Raw genomic sequence first — 16485 nt, forward strand, 5'->3', positions numbered from 1 at the left:
TATCATTCTATGATGCGTAACGAAGTCCTACATGGCTATTTAATTCATCACCGTAAATATCGCGAAAAAAGCCATATTGTGCATTTATATACGCAAGAATATGGTCGAGTAGATGGCATTATAAGACAAATCCCTCCACCGCAATATCAACCGATTCGTCTACAAGCTTCAGGCAAATCTGAACTTAAAAATTTCACCAAATTAGAAATTCTAAATCAGCCTGTATTCTTTCATGGTGATGCATTTTTTGCTGGTTTTTATTTAAATGAAATTCTATTGCGACTATGCCCCCTTGAAGAAGCGATGCTGCGTACTTTTGAGCAATATCAACTGACTTTATTGCAATTACAGCAACTCGCTTCACATGAATCCGCGGCTTTATTTTTGCGGCAAATCTTACGTCAATTTGAGCATGTATTATTACAAGAATTAGGATATGCGATTGATTTCTCGGTTGATGCAAGTCAACAAGAGATTCTACCACTTCAGCATTATCAATTTCAGTTGAATGATGGTTTCATCCCCGTTGCACAAGCTTCACGCTCAACAATTGCGGGTAGTTTGATTGCGACTATGCAAACTTATCAAGATGGGCAGGATTTTTCTCACGAACAGTTGCAATTATTGGGTAAACTATACCGCCAAATGATTAGCTCTTTGTTGGGTGATCGGCCGCTGAAAAGCCGGCAACTTTGGATTCAAAGTACACAAAATTGATATTCCTGATGTATTGAAAATAATTATTCAGGGCTAAACCGATAGGATATTTTTATGGCTGCAATCTTAGGTGTAAACATTGATCATGTTGCAACATTAAGACAAGCACGTGGTACAACTTACCCTGATCCAGTTCAGGCTGCTTTGGTCTGTGAAGAGGCAGGCGCAGAGGGAATTACTTTGCATTTGCGTGAAGATCGCCGCCATATCCAAGATGATGATGTACGCCGCATGCGTCCACTCTTGAAAACACGTATGAATCTTGAATTGGCTGTAACCGATGAAATGGTCGAGTTTGCCAAAGAAATTCAGCCACAGCATGTGTGTTTTGTCCCTGAACGTCGTCAAGAAGTGACCACCGAAGGTGGGTTAGATGTGGTTGGTAATTTTGACAAAGTCAAAGCGGCAACCGAAGCACTTAAGGCAATTGGTAGTGATGTATCATTATTTATTGATGCAGACTTTGCACAAATTGATGCCGCAGTTGCTTGTGGTGCGCCGACCATTGAAATTCATACAGGTGCTTATGCTGATGCCGAGACTGATCAGCAGCAACAAGCAGAATTAGCCCGTATTATTAAAGGTGTTGAATATGCGGCTGCCAAAGGTTTAATTGTGAATGCTGGGCATGGTTTGCATTTGGGTAATGTTGCTGCGATTGCTGCGATTCCACACATCCATGAATTAAACATTGGGCATTCAATTATTGCTGATAGTGTATTTGTTGGTCTAGCTCAAGCGGTCAAAGAGATGAAAGCAGCAATTCAGGCTGCTGCGAGATAAGTTGATGAGTAGTGTAAATTATGATGCGTTGATGCAGCCTGTAATCGAGTTTTTGGGTTGTAGTACTCCTCAAGCATGGTTAGATGAAGCAGTAAATAATCTTGATATTTTAATGCAAGACCATGCCAATTGTGAAAAGAAAGCAGCGGGTACAGCGATGAACTTGATGTTCCGCTACAGTTTCTTTACTGACTTACAGGTGAAGTTGGCACAACTGGTACGTGAAGAAATGCTGCATTATGAACAGGTTTTAGAATTCATGACCAAGCGTGGTCAAGAGTGGAAGGGTTTGAGTGCAGGGCGTTATGCAGGTGAATTGCGTAAAGAAATCCGTACTTATGAGCCTGAGGCTTTGATTGATGTCATGATTATCGGTGCATTTGTAGAAGCGCGTTCTTGTGAACGTTTTTATTCGCTTGCACCGATAGTGGATGATGAGTTGGGACGTTATTATCGTTACTTACTTAAATCGGAATCTCGCCATTTTGAAGATTATTTGGCACTGGCTTTGGATGTTGCAAAAACAGCGAAGCTCAAAGATCCAGAAGAAGATATACAGAAACGAATTGAATATATTCGTGAAGTAGAAAAAAATCTGATCCTCAGCCTTGATGATACTTTCCGCTTTCATAGTGGTGTGCCTAGTCGCTAAACACGCCATTTTTGCATAAATCAATTAAACACGAGGTGTTGTAGACTTCTTAGGGTTCTGATCAGCATTTAAAAATTCATAAATATTTTCAAATGGAATGTGGTCGCTAGCATCAGAACCGTAATATGTTTCAATAATATAACCTTGCTCATCAATTAAAAAATCTGCTGGCATAATATCACTTGGATTTTGTAGATTCTTTTTTAAACCTTCAGCCCCAATTATTTTGATGCCTAAAACCCATGAGACGAAATGTCGAAAAACGCTATAAGCAGAGCGTGCCATTGATCGTTCAATACCATAAGCCTGATAGGCGATATTTTCAGGATCGGCGACGATCGTAAAAGGGCGAGGGCGTTTTCTTACAAATTCATTGACTTCTTCATGTGTTGATGAAAAAAATGCAATGATTTCTAAGCCTTCATCCGAAAGTTTTTTATAATGTTGTGTTAATTGGAAAATTCTAAAATTACAAAAAGGACAGTTTGTATCACGAAAAAATGCGAGTAAAGTGCGTTTACCTGAGTCTAGTCGAACTACTCTGCCATGGCTATCTATAAGTTGAAATTTTGGTGCAGTTTCTGGCGATATAAGACGCATTATGATAAGACCATATATTTTTAATTGTATCGATCATATTTTTATATTTGAGCAACTGTCAAGCAGTGTTTTATTGAAGGTATGCATTGTGCTTAATATAAAAAACCCATATCAATGATATGGGTTTTTAGAATCTTGGCTCTCCCACCTGGGCTCGAACCAGGGACCTGCGGATTAACAGTCCGTCGCTCTACCGACTGAGCTATGGGAGAATCTGAGTGCCATTATAGGCAGCTTTTAAAATTGGTCAAGTTGAAAATGTCATGTTTTCTTCATTTTTAGGTTGTATGCTTTTTATTTGCACAATTATGATGAGTTGAGAAAAATAACTTGAACTTTGAGTAGGCTGTTGTTAGATTCAAATGAGAAAAACGTTTAGATATTTATCTAAACAGTGTGGATTTAACCCTACTTGCCAGCACTAAAATGGCTAAATCGGAGGTCAAAATGACTACTCTTCGTATTCAATCTATTTTTGCTAATTTGTGTTTTTATCAAGAACACTATCTCGAAATTATCCAAAGTTCTGAGCAATATTACACGCCAGTAGAACATTCATTTTTAAATACTTTTCCATTTAAGCAACAAACCTTATTTTTAGGTGATTTATTGCAACTTTGGTTTGGTCATAAATGGAAAATTCAAAATTATGAAAATTTATTAATCGCAAAGAATACATTGACGATTAATCAAAATTCACCTTTGTATTTATTTCAGTTGGGTGGTGAGCTTATTCTAGGTGCAAATACGGCATTGGCTTGGTCAGTTGCGGAAGAGAGAATTGTATCAGTGCAGGTGAAAAGTATTTGGCAATATGCGGTATTTAGCCACCTATGTACTCGACCGAAAGTATTTAAGGAAAATAAAGCAATTGCATAGGGCTGAATAGTCCCTTTGCCATATCATGATGGTCGAATAATCATGCAGGTTGCAGTTGCATGTGCATACAATTTTCCATCAGCATCAACGATTTTTCCTTCAGAAATCCCTAAATTTTTGCTGATGTTAATAATGTTACCTATTGCTGTGAGCTTTTGGTTTTTAGGAATAGGGCGGCACATTTTAATATTGAGATCAATTGTGCCATATCCTACACCTACTTCTAAAAGAGTATGAATGGCACAGCCTGTTACTGAATCCAGTACAGTTGCAGCAAAGCCACCATGTATGCCACCTAGTGGATTGAGGTGTCGATGGTCGGCTTGAACTTCAAATTTGATATATCCTTCGGCAACTTCTATTGGCTGCATGGGAATGGTCTCACTGATACTGGCAGGTGGAATGTTGCCTTCACACATCGCAGTTAAAAACTCAAGTCCATTCATTTCTTTAGGGTGCTTCATCTTTAGATTCCTTTATTAAGTTCCAATATGGAACTTAATATTTAAAATAATCGGTGTATGTAAAGGTGTCAAGGTTCTTATTCACTAACATGATGTTTTACAAATTGTTCGTTGCTAAATATAGGCTTTGTTTTATGCTCTTTAAAACCGTATTGATAACAATTTTGAATAAAAGGTAAATGAATAATGAACGGACAATGTGTTTGTGGTGAAACCACGTTTGAAGTTGAATTAAGAAATCATGATGTTCATGCTTGCCACTGTTCAATTTGTCGTAGGCAGACTAGTGGTGTGATTATGACCATTGATGTAGAGCAGGGAAGTCTAAAGTTTTTAAAGCAAGCGCATCTCTCAATTTATAATTCTTCTGCTTGGGGGGAGCGAGGTTTTTGTAATGCCTGTGGTACGACCTTATTTTGGCGGACTAAAGATCAGAGCTATTGCAATATCAATGCATTTTCGTTAAATGAACAGCCGAATGATTTAAATTTTGATATGGAAATTTATATTGATAGTAAACCTGAATTTTATGCTTTTCAAAACTCAACCAAAAAATTGACTGAAGCGGATGTGGTCGCTTTGTTTAATGGTGTATCAGCGGAATGAGTTGAATGGATTAAATAAAGGCGTAAAAAAAGAAGCTTCATGGGAAGCTTCTTTTTATTAAAAAATTATTGAGCTGCTTTTTCAGCTTCGATAGATGCGATTGCAGCATCTACACCATCAATTGAATCAGCTGCTTTTTTAATACGTGCTAAAGCATCAACTAACACTTCGTCAGCAGTCGCATAAGAAATACGCATAAAGCCACCTAAACCAAATGCATCGCCTGGTACAACAGCTACACCAGTTTCTTCAAGTAACCATTCAGAGAACTCTGTGCAAGATTTTAAACCTTTGGCACGAATCAATGGACGGATGTTTGCATAGGCATAGAATGCACCGTCAGCAGGTAAGCAAGAGATACCGTTGATTTCGTTTAAACCATTTACAACTAAATCATGACGGCGTTTAAATGCCTCAATCATTGGTTGAAGTACATCTTGTGGGCCATTTAATGCCGCTTCAGCCGCAACTTGTGAAATTGACGTTGGGTTAGACGTTGATTGAGATTGGATGTTTTTCATCGCACCAATCAGTTTTGCAGGGCCGGCTGCATAACCAATACGCCAGCCTGTCATTGCGTAGGCTTTTGATACACCATTCAACACAATGGTACGGTCATATAAATCAGGTGCAATTGTTGCGATATTGTAGAACTCATCTTCCCAGCGGATTGGTTCATACATATCATCAGAAGCAATCAGAACTTGTGGGTGACGGCGAAGAACATCAGCCAATGCTTCTAATTCAGCTTTGGTATAGATCATACCTGTTGGGTTTGATGGGCTATTTAATACCACTAAACGTGTATTTGCAGTAATTGCTGCTTCTAATTGTTCAGGTGTGATTTTGAAACGCTGTTCTTCACCACATTTCACAATAACTGGCGTACCTTCAGCAATGATGACCATATCTGGATAGCTTACCCAGAATGGCGCAGGAATAATGACTTCATCACCTTTGTTTAGTAAAGCAAGTGCTAAGTTAAAGAAACTTTGTTTACCACCGCAAGAAACCAAGATTTGGTTTGCTTGATAATCTAAATTATTATCGCGCTTTAATTTTGCAATAATTGCTTTTTTCAAGCTTGGAGTGCCGTCTACAGCTGTATATTTTGTAAAGCCTTTATTAATCGCTTCAATTGCAGCATCTTTGATATGTTGAGGGGTATCAAAGTCTGGTTCGCCTGCACCTAAACCAATCACGTTTTTACCCGCAGCTTTAAGCTCAGCAGCTTTATTGGTTACTGCAAGTGTAGGGGACGGTTTGATGGCATTGACACGATCAGAGAGACGTACGTCCACGGCATTATTCCTTCTTATGGGATTAGAAAATAAAAAAGCACGCCATTTTAGCCTAAATCGATTGGATTGTGGCTGAAACTTACCTTGATTGAATAAAAAGTTACCAAATTATAGGTCTTGGTGTGATTGAGATTTTTTTACATATTTTATTTTTATCAAAATAGCAAAAATCTATTACAATGGGCGCTAGAAATGTAGATTTCGAGAGAATTCCAATGACTGCGCAACAACCAAAAGCCAAAAAAGCTTTGGTGAAATTACCATTCCCTTTACCATCGACCCAAGATGATTCGGATGAACAAGCAACGCATAATCAGGTGCGACCAAAACCTGAGCAATATGCGGATCGAACTTGGATGCCACCTCGTGGAACGCGTCGTTCGATGGGGAAACGATAGTTTTTGATGGAGGATACTTTCGCAGTAGCTTCCTAAAAGATGAGTCGATAAAAAAGCCAATGACATGTTTATATAAACGTATCATTGGCTTTTTTTTATTTGATTAATTTTTATTTATTACCAATCTTAAACGCTGCTAAGAATGCGGTCGGTTTATTGGCATCAAACACAACTCCGTCTAAACGGCTGGTTTGTGGTGGTTTTATGAATGTTGCTGTTGCAAGGTTTGGAAATTGTTCTTTTTTCATTTTACCTTCAGCGATTAAACTATTTGCAGCCTTTGTGTAGATGTCGGGGCGATAGGCTTTTTGAGCGGTTTCAAGATACCAATTATTTGGTTTGGTCTCCGCAATTTGTCCCCAACGGCGCATTTGAGTTAACCACCAAATTGCATCTGAATAGTAAGGAATACCGTACTGTCCTGTAAAGAAGGTATTAAATGATTTTAAAGGACGAACATCTCCTTTTTCGTATTCAAAAACACCGGTCATGCTATTTAAAATAATATCTTCATCGACACCAACATAGTTTGACTGAGCGATGAGTTTAGCGGCTTCTTTACGATGCGCATAATCATTTTCATCTAACCAGCTTGATGCACGAATAAGTGCTTTCACAACTTTTACGGTGGTGTTTGGATTCTGTTCAGCAAAAGATGTTGTAACTCCAAATACTTTATCAGCACCATTATCCCATAACACATCAGATGTAATGACGGGAACACCAAAGCCTTTTTTCACTGCTTTTTGATTCCATGGTTCACCGACTGAGTATCCTAAGGTTGTTCCTGTTACCATTTTTGCCATCATTTCTGGTGGTGGTACAACTGAAAGGGTTACATCGGCACCAATATTGCCACTCAAATCATTTTTATTTGGATCGTACATACCAGGGTTGATACCGCCAGCAGCTAACCAATAGCGCAACATATAATTATGTGTGCCTGTTGGAAAAGTCATGCCTAAATTAAAAGGCTTATGTTGTTGTTTGTATTGATCCACAATCGGTTTAAGTGCCGATGCGCTAATCGGATGCTGCGGTTTACCGTCTTCTAGTGGAATATTATTTTTCATTTCTGACCATATCGCATTTGAAACGGTGATCCCCGCGCCATTGTAAGACATGGTAAATGGCGTGATAATTTCTGTACCGCTTGGTTTTGCAGTCATGGACGCAAGTGGCATTGCGGCAAGCATTTGCGCACCGTCTAATTCACCTTTTTGTACACGTGTATATAACAGCTTCCAGTTGGGTTGTACTTCGAGTTGGACTAATAGTCCTTCATCTTTAAAAAAACCTTTTTCAACAGCAACTGCTAAAGGGGCCATATCGGTTAGTTTAACAAAACCAATTTTTAGTGTTGTTTTCTCTGTGGCTGATTGAACTGCATTACTATCAGGGGATGGATGGCAACCAGTTACTAATAAAAGAAGGCTCGCCATAGAAGATATGATGAATGCCTTATTAAAAAATACTTTTCTCATTTAATTCCCCGTCAATAATAAACATCAATAGGTACAAAGCAAAAAACATACCATTATTGTTGTTTTATGTAAGTCATTGATATTGCTTTAATTTTATACACTTGTGTGGATTTGGGGGGTTATGGCTTTTATGACGATTTTTATTTATTTTTTATTAAATTATTTAAATATCAGTGTCTTATTGTTTTAGACGTGCGTGTTTTTAATAGTGTAACCAAATTGTAATTATTGGAAGAATCAAGTTTTATGCTTGAAGGATAAAACCTGATTCACCATCAAGTGAGTTAATGTTTTTTTACGGTGCGGTGAAGAGGATGCTGAATGTTGATTTTGCCCTGCCATAAAGCAATAAAGTCTTGCTCATCGAAATCATAGAGCTCCATTAATGCAATAATTGCACTAACAAAGATCATAGGACCTTCAGAATTGTCATGAAAATCAAATATTTTGCCATTTAACTTGGCTAAGATATCGTTAATTTCATGCTCTCGTCCACGCCCATAACGGTCACGAGGGTACAGCTCTTCATTCAACACAATTAAGGCGATTGCTTTTTCGGCAGTCGATAATTGAGTTTGCTCTAATGCTTCTTCAAAAGATTCATAGCCGTGATTAAAATAAAAAATAACTTCATCACAGATAAAGCTATGCACCATTTCTGCCGTTAAATCTGGAAATTGAGAAATGGCATCTGCTTCTATATAAGGTCGAAAAGATTCTGGAAAAATCACATTTGGGTGAATGCCTTTAAATAAAGGTGCGATCTCAGAAACTTTGTATCCAGCAATGCCACAGCCAAGCGCTGTTAAAAAGTATTTCATCTTTGGATGATGTTTAGCGTAGACCTTAAAATCATCGACATAGTGCTCAATTTGAGAAAGTGGCATTTGTTGGATATGTTCATTTAATGTTGGAATGGCAAAACTTTGCCCAGCCCATCCACGTCCAACACCTTTGACCGCAGCAAAATGTTGTGCGGCGACACGTGCTGCACCGCTATCATGTATTCCAGCCAAATTACTGCCAAATACAAATACGGTATCTTCTGGAAGTTCGGTAACAATGCTTTCATCGTGATATTGATAAGACATATTTTTTATCATTCAAATGTATATTGATCTCATGTTGCAACTGATTGAATGAGGGGTCAATAGTGCTTTCGATATTTCTTTGTGATGATTTTAGTATTGCTGCTTGAGTTTGCTATGATGTGATGGTTTAAGCGAAAATTGATGGATAAATATTGGAAAAGAAACGAAAGTTTGAGCGGAATGCGATTAGAGCATCAAATCAAAAGAGATCTGATTTCGACCATTGGTTTTTGCTTGGTAAAGCAAATCATCTGCGCGTTGTAATGCATATTCAATGTCATGCACATTGTGGATATGTGTGAGTCCATAACTCGCCGTCATTTTAATTTGGTAATGGGTAAAGCTCGTTTGTTCAAGTAACATTTTATAGTGTTCTATTCGTACTAACGCTGCTGCCGCATCTTCTGCTAAAAAGAGACAAATAAATTCTTCACCACCAAAACGAGCAATAAGATCATTTGGTTGCTTATCCTGTAACATCATTTGGCTGACGCCATACAAGATTTGATCACCAATATAATGTCCCCATGTGTCATTAATTGTTTTGAAATGATCTAGATCTAGGCTAACTAGGAAATAGGATTGAGATGTCACTGGAAGCGTGGCACTTTTTTCAAAAAAACCACGACGGTTTAACAAATGCGTTAATGGATCGTGTAAGCGTTCATTGTTGAGATGTTGAATCACATCTTTAATTACACAACCGCTTAGCACAATTGCAAATAAGATATTTAAAATAATATTGACAGACATTCCTAATAACCACCATGTTGAGGAGGTTAATGTAAAGTGATCATGATCAATATTTTCTAAAAATAAGAAATTAATAGTTGCTCTGACAAATGAGTACAATACGTTCAGAAAATAAAAAATGGATACCCAACGATCAAAAGAACGCGTTTGAGGTAATTGGCGTAATAACGTTGGGATAACTAGTAATCCAACACTACCTAGTGCTAAATTAAGAATAATCAGGCGAAACCAAATTTGCGGTTCAACATATGAATAGTAGGTTAATGCTAAAACCGCAAAAAAAATAATCCAAAAAGCTAGCTTATGTTGGAATACTGTATTTAGTTTTAAACTAATTGCATATGCGCCAAGCCAACTACCTAGCAAGTAAAGAATAGCAGTAAAAGGTGCAGCAAGTGTGAGTTGAGGATTGGACATTAGGCATTGCGCAAACAATGCAATAGAGGGAATGGTATATGCTAACCCTATCCACAATAAGAAAATATCTGCCCTAAAAAATAAACGACAACATGTAAATGCCAAACCGATAAAAAATAGGCAGCTGGGGACAATTAATATAAAATATTGCGCATTAAGTGAATTCACAGCAATTTTTCTAAATTCTTGGTATTTTTGATGGTGTAGATTAATGTGCTTTTATATGAAAATTCAATATACATAGCTAAAAATTCAAAAAAAGTTAAGTAAAAACTCTAGAATTTTAAGCCTAATATGAGTCTTTGATAAATATTTATGGTTATAGCGTATATGAACCGTAATATTTTACGACTAAATATAGAAAAATAATTGTAAATTGAGAAAATTGCCTCCATGAATAAGGCATATTTTGAAAAGAGTATTCTTGTGAGCGAAAACCAACCTTTTGATTTAGTCACCAATTATCAACCTGCGGGTGATCAACCACAGGCGATTGAAAAACTGGTCAGTGGTATTGACCAAGGTTTTCGTAAGCAATTGCTACTTGGCGTGACAGGGTCGGGAAAGACCTACACCATGGCAAATGTTATTGCTCAAACGCAAAGACCAACCATCGTCATGGCGCATAATAAAACATTAGCAGCACAACTATATGGGGAATTTAAAGCATTTTTCCCAAATAATGCGGTTGAGTATTTCGTCAGTTATTACGATTACTATCAACCAGAAGCATATGTTCCATCATCAGATACTTTTATCGAAAAAGACTCGGCGATTAATGATCATATCGATCAGATGCGACTATCTGCCACGCGTTCGTTATTAGAACGTCGAGATGCCATTATTGTGGCATCCGTTTCTGCAATTTATGGTTTGGGTGATCCAAATGCTTATATGCAAATGCTTTTGCATATTGTGCAAGGTGATCGAATCAGTCGTGATGAGATTATTCGTCGTTTGGTTGAGATGCAATATACCCGTAATGAACTGGAGTTCTTGCGCGGTACCTATCGTATTCGTGGTGAAATTATTGATATTTTCCCTGCAGAATCGGATAAGGATGCAATTCGGGTTGAGTTGTTTGATGATGAGGTTGACTCGATTCGTTGGTTCGACCCTTTAACTGGTAAATTGGTGCGTAAGGTTCCGCGTGTGACGATTTATCCAAAAAGCCACTACGTTACGCCAAAAGATCATTTAACTCGTGCGATTGATACCATTAAAGATGAGTTAAAAGACCAACTCAAATTTTTTAAAGATCATGACAAATTATTAGAAGCGCAACGTATTGAACAACGAACTCGCTATGATTTAGAAATGATGCAGCAGTTGGGTTATACCAATGGGATTGAAAACTATTCACGTCATCTTTCTGGGCGTACAGCTGGTGAAGCACCGCCAACCTTATTTGATTATATCCCAGAAGATGCTTTGCTGATTATTGATGAATCACATGTGACTGTTCCGCAAATTGGTGCAATGTATAAAGGTGACCGTTCGCGTAAAGAAAATTTGGTCAATTATGGTTTCCGTTTACCAAGTGCCTTGGATAACCGTCCCATGAAATTTGAAGAGTGGGAGCGAATTGTTCCGACGACAGTCTTTGTGAGCGCAACTCCCGCACATTATGAACTGGAAAGATCAGAGCAAATTGTTGAACAAGTGGTACGACCAACTGGTTTGATTGATCCTGAAATTGAAGTGCGTCCAGTGCTTACACAAGTCGATGATGTGCTGTCAGAGATTAATATTCGTAAGCATTTAAATGAACGGGTTCTCGTGACGACTTTAACCAAACGCATGGCGGAAGATCTAACGTCTTATCTCAAAGAATACGGTGTCAAAGTTGCTTATCTGCATTCTGATATTGATACGGTGGAGCGAGTGAAGATTATCCACGAGTTGCGTTCAGGTGTTCATGATGTGTTGGTTGGAATTAACTTACTGCGTGAAGGTCTCGATATGCCAGAGGTTTCTTTGGTTGCGATTTTGGATGCAGACAAAGAAGGTTTCTTGCGTTCAGAACGGTCATTGATTCAAACCATTGGTCGAGCGGCTCGTAATGTGAAAGGGAAAGCGATTTTGTATGCTGACCGTATCACCGATTCGATGCGTAAGGCGATGGAGGAAACAGATCGCCGTCGTAATAAGCAAATCGAATTTAACCAGTTGCATGGCATTATACCGCGGAGTACGGTTCGTCAAATTGTTAAGGAAATCGATACAGGAGAGATTCTGACTGACGACCAAATTGATGAAAGTATATTGCAGCAAGCTCAGGCTATGAGTGCAGATGAACAACATCTTTTATCTGATCCAAAGTTATTTGCGAAGCATATTACCAAACTTGAAAAAGAGATGTTAAAAGCCTCTAAAGAGTTGCAATTTGAACAAGCAGCAAGATTACGAGATGAAATTGTTCGCTTAAAAGCATATATGTTGCAATCATAATCTCAGGTGAAAGTCCTCAAAAGTGATACATATCGCAACAGTTTTTGTTTATAAAGTAGGCTATGTTTAAGAGCTAAATATATGACTATTGATAACAAATTTCTGTTTTGAGGATTTCCCATGCCTTTTATTAAAAATTTCCCAAAAGCGAGTTGGCGCCTTGCAAAGATTGCGATTGGTGGGGCTGTCTTAACTGGGTTGGCTGTTGGAACCATTGCTTATGCACAAGCAAAACCGTTACCGACAGTAGATAAAATTGAACTCGATAAGTATTTGGGTGTTTGGTATGAGGTTGCACGTAAACCGATGTTTTTTGAACGTAAATGTGCCTATAACGTTACAGCCACTTATACTTTAAATGAAAATGGCAATGTTGTTGTTGATAATAAATGTTATGACAGCGAAGGAAATTTACAGCGAAGTTTAGGTGAAGCATTTGTTGAAAATGCACCATTTAATACTAAACTTCGTGTTAGTTTTTTACCAGAAGGCGTACGTTGGATTCCTGTGGCGAGAGGTGATTATTGGATATTAAAGTTAGACAATGATTATCAAACCGTGCTTGTGGGTGAGCCACGCCGTAAATATTTATGGGTGTTGTCACGTACACCTCAGCCGAAAAAAGAAATTATTCATGAATATCTAAATTATGCCAAATCATTAGGCTATGATATTAGTGATGTGATTTACCCTGAACATCGTTAAATCAGTTAGGCTTGTTGGAAACCATGCATGCATGGTTTTTTTATTTCTATATAGTAGATAATTCACGTTTTTGTTAACATAATCTCCCAATCACAAAGGCTTAAAATGTTTAAAGGCATTGCTTATTCAGTTCTGGCATCGGTGACGTTTGGTGTTTTGTATTTTTATACGCAACTGCTTGGTGCATTGGATAGTGAACAAACTTTTGGTTGGCGTATCATTGCGACTTTGCCATTTTTAACGCTGTTTATGTGGTTTAGTGGCGATTTGACTCATATCAAAACCATATTGAAGCGAATTTTAGCCAAACCAAGTTTATTACTGCTTTTAATGACAACTTCGCTGCTGACCTCAGCGCAATTATGGTTGTTTTTATGGGGACCTATGCATGGTCGTGGGTTACAAGTCTCTTTGGGATATTTCTTGTTGCCTTTGGTTCTTGTGCTTGCTGGAAGCTTTTTATATGGTGAGAAATTATCTAAGTTACAGTATCTCGCAGTATTTTTTGCAGTGTTTGGTGTTGGGCATGAGATTTGGCGTTTAGGGACAATCGCATGGGAGACAGCTTTTGTTGCTTTAGGCTATGCAGCTTATTTCATTCTTCGTAAAAAAATTCAAACTGATCACTTAGGTGGTTTTTGGTGGGATTTATTCCTGATCTTGCCAATTGCGATTTTCTTCACTCAAACGGGGGATACACCCTATTTAAAATTTGTAGAGCATCCAAGTCTAGGACTGGTCGTTTTAGGTCTTGGCTTATTCAGTGCAATTGGTTTGGGAAGTTATATTTTAGCGAGTCGTTATTTGCCGCTGATTATTTTTGGCTTATTGGGCTATTTAGAACCCGTTTTATTGGCATTGGCTTCATTGATGCTCGGTGAAAAAATTGGTGAAGGTGAATGGTTGACCTATATTCCTATTTGGTTGGCCGTATTGGTGTTGGTGATAGAAGGGGCATTACACCTCTTAAAACAAAGACAACGAAAACAACAGTTGGAGTTGAATATCAAACAGTATTCCAAGCGTTTAGGTGATGATGAAGAGATTGGGCGCTGAATAAACCAGTTAAACTGGTTTTTCTTGTTTTAATTTTGAATATCAATAATAGCTTAAGTTTATGAGTAGAAACATTAAGATACGACCATATTCTTTAGGTAGGCAGCCTACTTCGCCATTACAATTGAAGAATGGTTCTCCAAACCAAGAATAGGCAATATTTGTCAGAACTAATCTGGTCATGCCAATAACACCCATCGATACTTCGCAAGCAAGGGGGATGCTGATGAGTAATAACCATAATTTAAAATTCATTTTAGCTGTTTATGTGTTGTAGATAATTAGAGATTATTCTAAATACTTTATTCTTTTTATTTCATGTTTTTACATTAATTTATACGATTTCTCTCGCTAAATGATTTGTCATGTATCGCTTCAGTTTTTGCTTATTCTTAGTATACTCTTTGGATCAAACAACGATAGCATTAAGTTATCAGTAAAACTGTTATTAAAGTTAAACAAACAGCATGCATTTAGATGATTGCAAAAGGGTTTCCCTAAAATCACAAAAATAATTATAGGTATTTTATGAATTTATAGTCAATTAGGACAAAATCTTAGCTCAATTAACAGCTTTTGATTCAATCTTGATGATAATTCCATTACAATTATGGCGTTTTAAAAATTCACGCCCAGTATAGATATTAAATTAGAGGACGTAACTGTGAGCAAAGACACTATCGTTGCCCTACACGCAGAACATCAAGGCCGTTGGAAAAACCGTGAAGAAATCGCGGAACGCATGATTGCTTTGATTGGTCAATTATACCGTGAGAAAAATATTGTTGTTTCTGTTTACGGTCGTTCTTTAATAAACCGTTCAGTGATTCAAATTTTAAAATCACATCGCCGTACACGTATGCTTGATGTAGAACTTTCAGTTGTTCATACCTTCCCTATTTTGGAAGCGTTAATGAAAATTGAAAACATTGGTTCTGCTGAAGTTGATATCGGTAAACTTGCTGTTGAATATAAAAACCAAGGTGGTGATGTAGACGCTTTTGTTGCAAAAGCAGTTGAATCAATTGAAGGTAAAGCTAAAACAGAACAACCTAAAGATGTCGTTCTTTACGGTTTTGGTCGTATCGGTCGTATCTTAGCGCGCTTAATCATCAGCCAATCTGGTTTAGGTCGTGGTTTAAGCCTTAAAGCGATTGTAGTTCGTAAATCATCTGACGGTGACTTGGCGAAACGTGCTTCATTATTACGTCGTGACTCTATTCACGGTACTTTTGATGGTACGATTTCTGTTGATGAAGAAAATGAAGCAATCATTGCAAACGGTCAATTCATTAAAGTAATTTATGCTTCAAGCCCAAGCGAAGTGGATTACACCGCTTACGGTATTGAAAATGCGCTTTTGATCGACAATACAGGTAAATGGCGTGATGCTGAAGGTCTAAGCCAACACTTGAAATGTGCAGGTGTTGCACGTGTAGTATTGACTGCACCAAGTAAAGGCGAGATGAAAAACGTTGTATTTGGCGTAAACAACTCAGACATCTTAGATGAAGACAAAATTATCTCTGCTGCAAGCTGTACGACTAATGCAATTACACCTGTATTAAAAGTTTTAGATGACAAGTACAAAGTATTAAATGGTCATGTTGAAACAGTTCACTCATTCACCAATGACCAGAACTTAATTGATAACTATCACAAGGCTGACCGTCGTGGCCGTGCTGCAACATTGAACATGGTAATTACTGAAACTGGTGCTGCTAAAGCGGTTGCTAAAGCATTACCAGGTCTTAAAGGTAAGTTAACAGGTAACTCTGTACGTGTTCCTACACCAAACGTTTCACTTGCGATCTTGAACTTAAACTTAGAGAAAGAAGTTGATCGTGAAGAAGTGAACGAATACATTCGTCAAATCTCGATTAATTCTAGCCTACAAGGTCAAATTGGTTATACAAACTCGACTGAAGTTGTATCAAGTGACTTTATTGGTTCACGTACTGCAGGTGTGTTTGATGCGCAAGCAACAATCACTTCTGGTACACGTTTAACAGCATATGTTTGGTACGATAACGAAGTGGGTTATAGCTGCCAAGTATTACGTATCGCTGAACAAATGTGTGGCGTAAGTTATACAAAAATTCCAGCTGAAACAAATGCGTAATTTGTA

Annotated in this window: 17 protein-coding genes and 1 tRNA gene; 10 read left to right on the forward strand and 8 right to left on the reverse strand. The window is 37.8% G+C overall.

Features of this window, described 5'->3' with window-relative positions; translation table 11 throughout:
* The first annotated feature begins 9 nt into the window (after positions 1-9).
* Genes recO through miaE form a run of 3 tightly spaced genes read left to right on the forward strand, consistent with a single transcriptional unit; the run spans position 10 to position 2152 of the window.
* Positions 10-717: a DNA repair protein RecO gene (gene recO / locus C502_RS0102240; protein WP_023274570.1), complete on the forward strand. Its 708-nt coding sequence runs from the start codon at positions 10-12 to the stop codon at positions 715-717.
* A 54-nt stretch (positions 718-771) separates the two neighbouring features.
* Positions 772-1500 carry a pyridoxine 5'-phosphate synthase gene (gene pdxJ, locus C502_RS0102245; RefSeq protein ID WP_018677241.1) on the forward strand — a complete coding sequence of 243 codons (729 nt, stop codon included), beginning with the start codon at positions 772-774 and terminating at the stop codon, positions 1498-1500.
* Between the two features lie 4 nt (positions 1501-1504).
* Entirely contained in the window at positions 1505-2152 is a 648-nt protein-coding gene (gene miaE, locus C502_RS0102250; protein WP_018677242.1) for a tRNA-(ms[2]io[6]A)-hydroxylase, read from the forward strand.
* A gap of 24 nt (positions 2153-2176) precedes the next feature.
* Here miaE and C502_RS0102255 read toward each other — a convergent pair whose 3' ends face one another.
* On the reverse strand, positions 2177-2752 hold the full coding sequence (locus tag C502_RS0102255; protein WP_018677243.1) for a peroxiredoxin family protein: 576 nt from the start codon (positions 2750-2752) through the stop codon (positions 2177-2179).
* 136 nt (positions 2753-2888) lie between these two features.
* Positions 2889-2964 (reverse strand) — tRNA-Asn (locus tag C502_RS0102260).
* A 235-nt stretch (positions 2965-3199) separates the two neighbouring features.
* Here C502_RS0102260 and C502_RS0102265 point away from each other — a divergent pair.
* Positions 3200-3631: a hypothetical protein gene (locus C502_RS0102265; protein WP_018677244.1), complete on the forward strand. Its 432-nt coding sequence runs from the start codon at positions 3200-3202 to the stop codon at positions 3629-3631.
* Positions 3632-3654: 23 nt separating this feature from the next.
* Here C502_RS0102265 and C502_RS0102270 read toward each other — a convergent pair whose 3' ends face one another.
* A complete protein-coding gene (locus C502_RS0102270; RefSeq protein WP_018677245.1) occupies positions 3655-4095 on the reverse strand; it encodes a PaaI family thioesterase in 441 nt (146 codons plus the stop codon).
* Positions 4096-4281: 186 nt separating this feature from the next.
* Between C502_RS0102270 and C502_RS0102275 the strand changes: the two genes are divergently transcribed.
* Positions 4282-4701 (forward strand): GFA family protein, encoded by a 420-nt coding sequence (locus C502_RS0102275; RefSeq protein ID WP_018677246.1) that lies wholly within the window; start codon positions 4282-4284, stop codon positions 4699-4701.
* A 65-nt stretch (positions 4702-4766) separates the two neighbouring features.
* On the opposite strand, the gene C502_RS0102280 is transcribed toward C502_RS0102275, so the two are convergent.
* Positions 4767-6002, reverse strand: a complete 1236-nt coding sequence (locus tag C502_RS0102280; protein WP_018677247.1) for a pyridoxal phosphate-dependent aminotransferase — start codon at positions 6000-6002, stop codon at positions 4767-4769.
* Between the two features lie 215 nt (positions 6003-6217).
* On the opposite strand from C502_RS0102280, the gene C502_RS0102285 reads away from it, so the two are divergent.
* A complete protein-coding gene (locus C502_RS0102285; protein WP_018677248.1) occupies positions 6218-6400 on the forward strand; it encodes a hypothetical protein in 183 nt (60 codons plus the stop codon).
* A gap of 110 nt (positions 6401-6510) precedes the next feature.
* Here the strand turns inward: C502_RS0102285 and C502_RS0102290 are convergent, their stop codons facing one another.
* The 3 genes from C502_RS0102290 to C502_RS0102300 all read right to left on the reverse strand — a co-directional run bounded on the left by C502_RS0102290 (position 6511) and on the right by C502_RS0102300 (position 10313).
* On the reverse strand, positions 6511-7884 hold the full coding sequence (locus tag C502_RS0102290; protein WP_023274571.1) for a CmpA/NrtA family ABC transporter substrate-binding protein: 1374 nt from the start codon (positions 7882-7884) through the stop codon (positions 6511-6513).
* A gap of 284 nt (positions 7885-8168) precedes the next feature.
* Positions 8169-8975 (reverse strand): A1S_2505 family phage non-structural protein, encoded by an 807-nt coding sequence (locus C502_RS0102295; RefSeq protein WP_018677250.1) that lies wholly within the window; start codon positions 8973-8975, stop codon positions 8169-8171.
* Between the two features lie 186 nt (positions 8976-9161).
* The gene (locus tag C502_RS0102300) at positions 9162-10313 is read right to left on the reverse strand and encodes a GGDEF domain-containing protein (RefSeq protein WP_026315715.1); all 1152 of its coding nucleotides are present in this window, start codon (positions 10311-10313) and stop codon (positions 9162-9164) included.
* A 258-nt stretch (positions 10314-10571) separates the two neighbouring features.
* Here C502_RS0102300 and uvrB point away from each other — a divergent pair, with 258 nt between their 5' ends.
* From uvrB to rarD, 3 genes are all read left to right on the forward strand, one after another.
* Positions 10572-12596 (forward strand): excinuclease ABC subunit UvrB, encoded by a 2025-nt coding sequence (uvrB, locus tag C502_RS0102305; protein WP_026315716.1) that lies wholly within the window; start codon positions 10572-10574, stop codon positions 12594-12596.
* Positions 12597-12716: 120 nt separating this feature from the next.
* Complete coding sequence (locus C502_RS0102310; RefSeq protein WP_018677254.1) at positions 12717-13301, forward strand: lipocalin family protein; 585 nt, start codon at positions 12717-12719, stop codon at positions 13299-13301.
* A 105-nt stretch (positions 13302-13406) separates the two neighbouring features.
* The gene (gene rarD / locus C502_RS0102315; RefSeq protein WP_018677255.1) at positions 13407-14357 is read left to right on the forward strand and encodes an EamA family transporter RarD; all 951 of its coding nucleotides are present in this window, start codon (positions 13407-13409) and stop codon (positions 14355-14357) included.
* Positions 14358-14399: 42 nt separating this feature from the next.
* Here rarD and C502_RS18730 read toward each other — a convergent pair whose 3' ends face one another.
* The gene (locus tag C502_RS18730) at positions 14400-14540 is read right to left on the reverse strand and encodes a hypothetical protein (RefSeq protein ID WP_228129318.1); all 141 of its coding nucleotides are present in this window, start codon (positions 14538-14540) and stop codon (positions 14400-14402) included.
* 481 nt (positions 14541-15021) lie between these two features.
* Here C502_RS18730 and C502_RS0102320 point away from each other — a divergent pair, with 481 nt between their 5' ends.
* Positions 15022-16479 carry a glyceraldehyde-3-phosphate dehydrogenase gene (locus tag C502_RS0102320; RefSeq protein WP_018677256.1) on the forward strand — a complete coding sequence of 486 codons (1458 nt, stop codon included), beginning with the start codon at positions 15022-15024 and terminating at the stop codon, positions 16477-16479.
* The last annotated feature ends 6 nt before the right edge of the window (positions 16480-16485 follow it).

This window comes from Acinetobacter tjernbergiae DSM 14971 = CIP 107465 (assembly GCF_000374425.1).
In the GTDB taxonomy this organism is placed as follows: Bacteria; Pseudomonadota; Gammaproteobacteria; order Pseudomonadales; family Moraxellaceae; genus Acinetobacter; species Acinetobacter tjernbergiae.

Coding starts and splice junctions, on each gene's coding strand:
- recO (WP_023274570.1), top strand. CDS start 10: ATGATGCGTAACGAAGTCCTACATGGCTATTTAATTCATCACCGTAAA.
- pdxJ (WP_018677241.1), top strand. CDS start 772: ATGGCTGCAATCTTAGGTGTAAACATTGATCATGTTGCAACATTAAGA.
- miaE (WP_018677242.1), top strand. CDS start 1,505: ATGAGTAGTGTAAATTATGATGCGTTGATGCAGCCTGTAATCGAGTTT.
- C502_RS0102255 (WP_018677243.1), bottom strand. CDS start 2,752: ATGCGTCTTATATCGCCAGAAACTGCACCAAAATTTCAACTTATAGAT.
- C502_RS0102265 (WP_018677244.1), top strand. CDS start 3,200: ATGACTACTCTTCGTATTCAATCTATTTTTGCTAATTTGTGTTTTTAT.
- C502_RS0102270 (WP_018677245.1), bottom strand. CDS start 4,095: ATGAAGCACCCTAAAGAAATGAATGGACTTGAGTTTTTAACTGCGATG.
- C502_RS0102275 (WP_018677246.1), top strand. CDS start 4,282: ATGAACGGACAATGTGTTTGTGGTGAAACCACGTTTGAAGTTGAATTA.
- C502_RS0102285 (WP_018677248.1), top strand. CDS start 6,218: ATGACTGCGCAACAACCAAAAGCCAAAAAAGCTTTGGTGAAATTACCA.
- C502_RS0102290 (WP_023274571.1), bottom strand. CDS start 7,884: ATGAGAAAAGTATTTTTTAATAAGGCATTCATCATATCTTCTATGGCG.
- C502_RS0102295 (WP_018677250.1), bottom strand. CDS start 8,975: ATGTCTTATCAATATCACGATGAAAGCATTGTTACCGAACTTCCAGAA.
- C502_RS0102310 (WP_018677254.1), top strand. CDS start 12,717: ATGCCTTTTATTAAAAATTTCCCAAAAGCGAGTTGGCGCCTTGCAAAG.
- rarD (WP_018677255.1), top strand. CDS start 13,407: ATGTTTAAAGGCATTGCTTATTCAGTTCTGGCATCGGTGACGTTTGGT.
- C502_RS18730 (WP_228129318.1), bottom strand. CDS start 14,540: ATGACCAGATTAGTTCTGACAAATATTGCCTATTCTTGGTTTGGAGAA.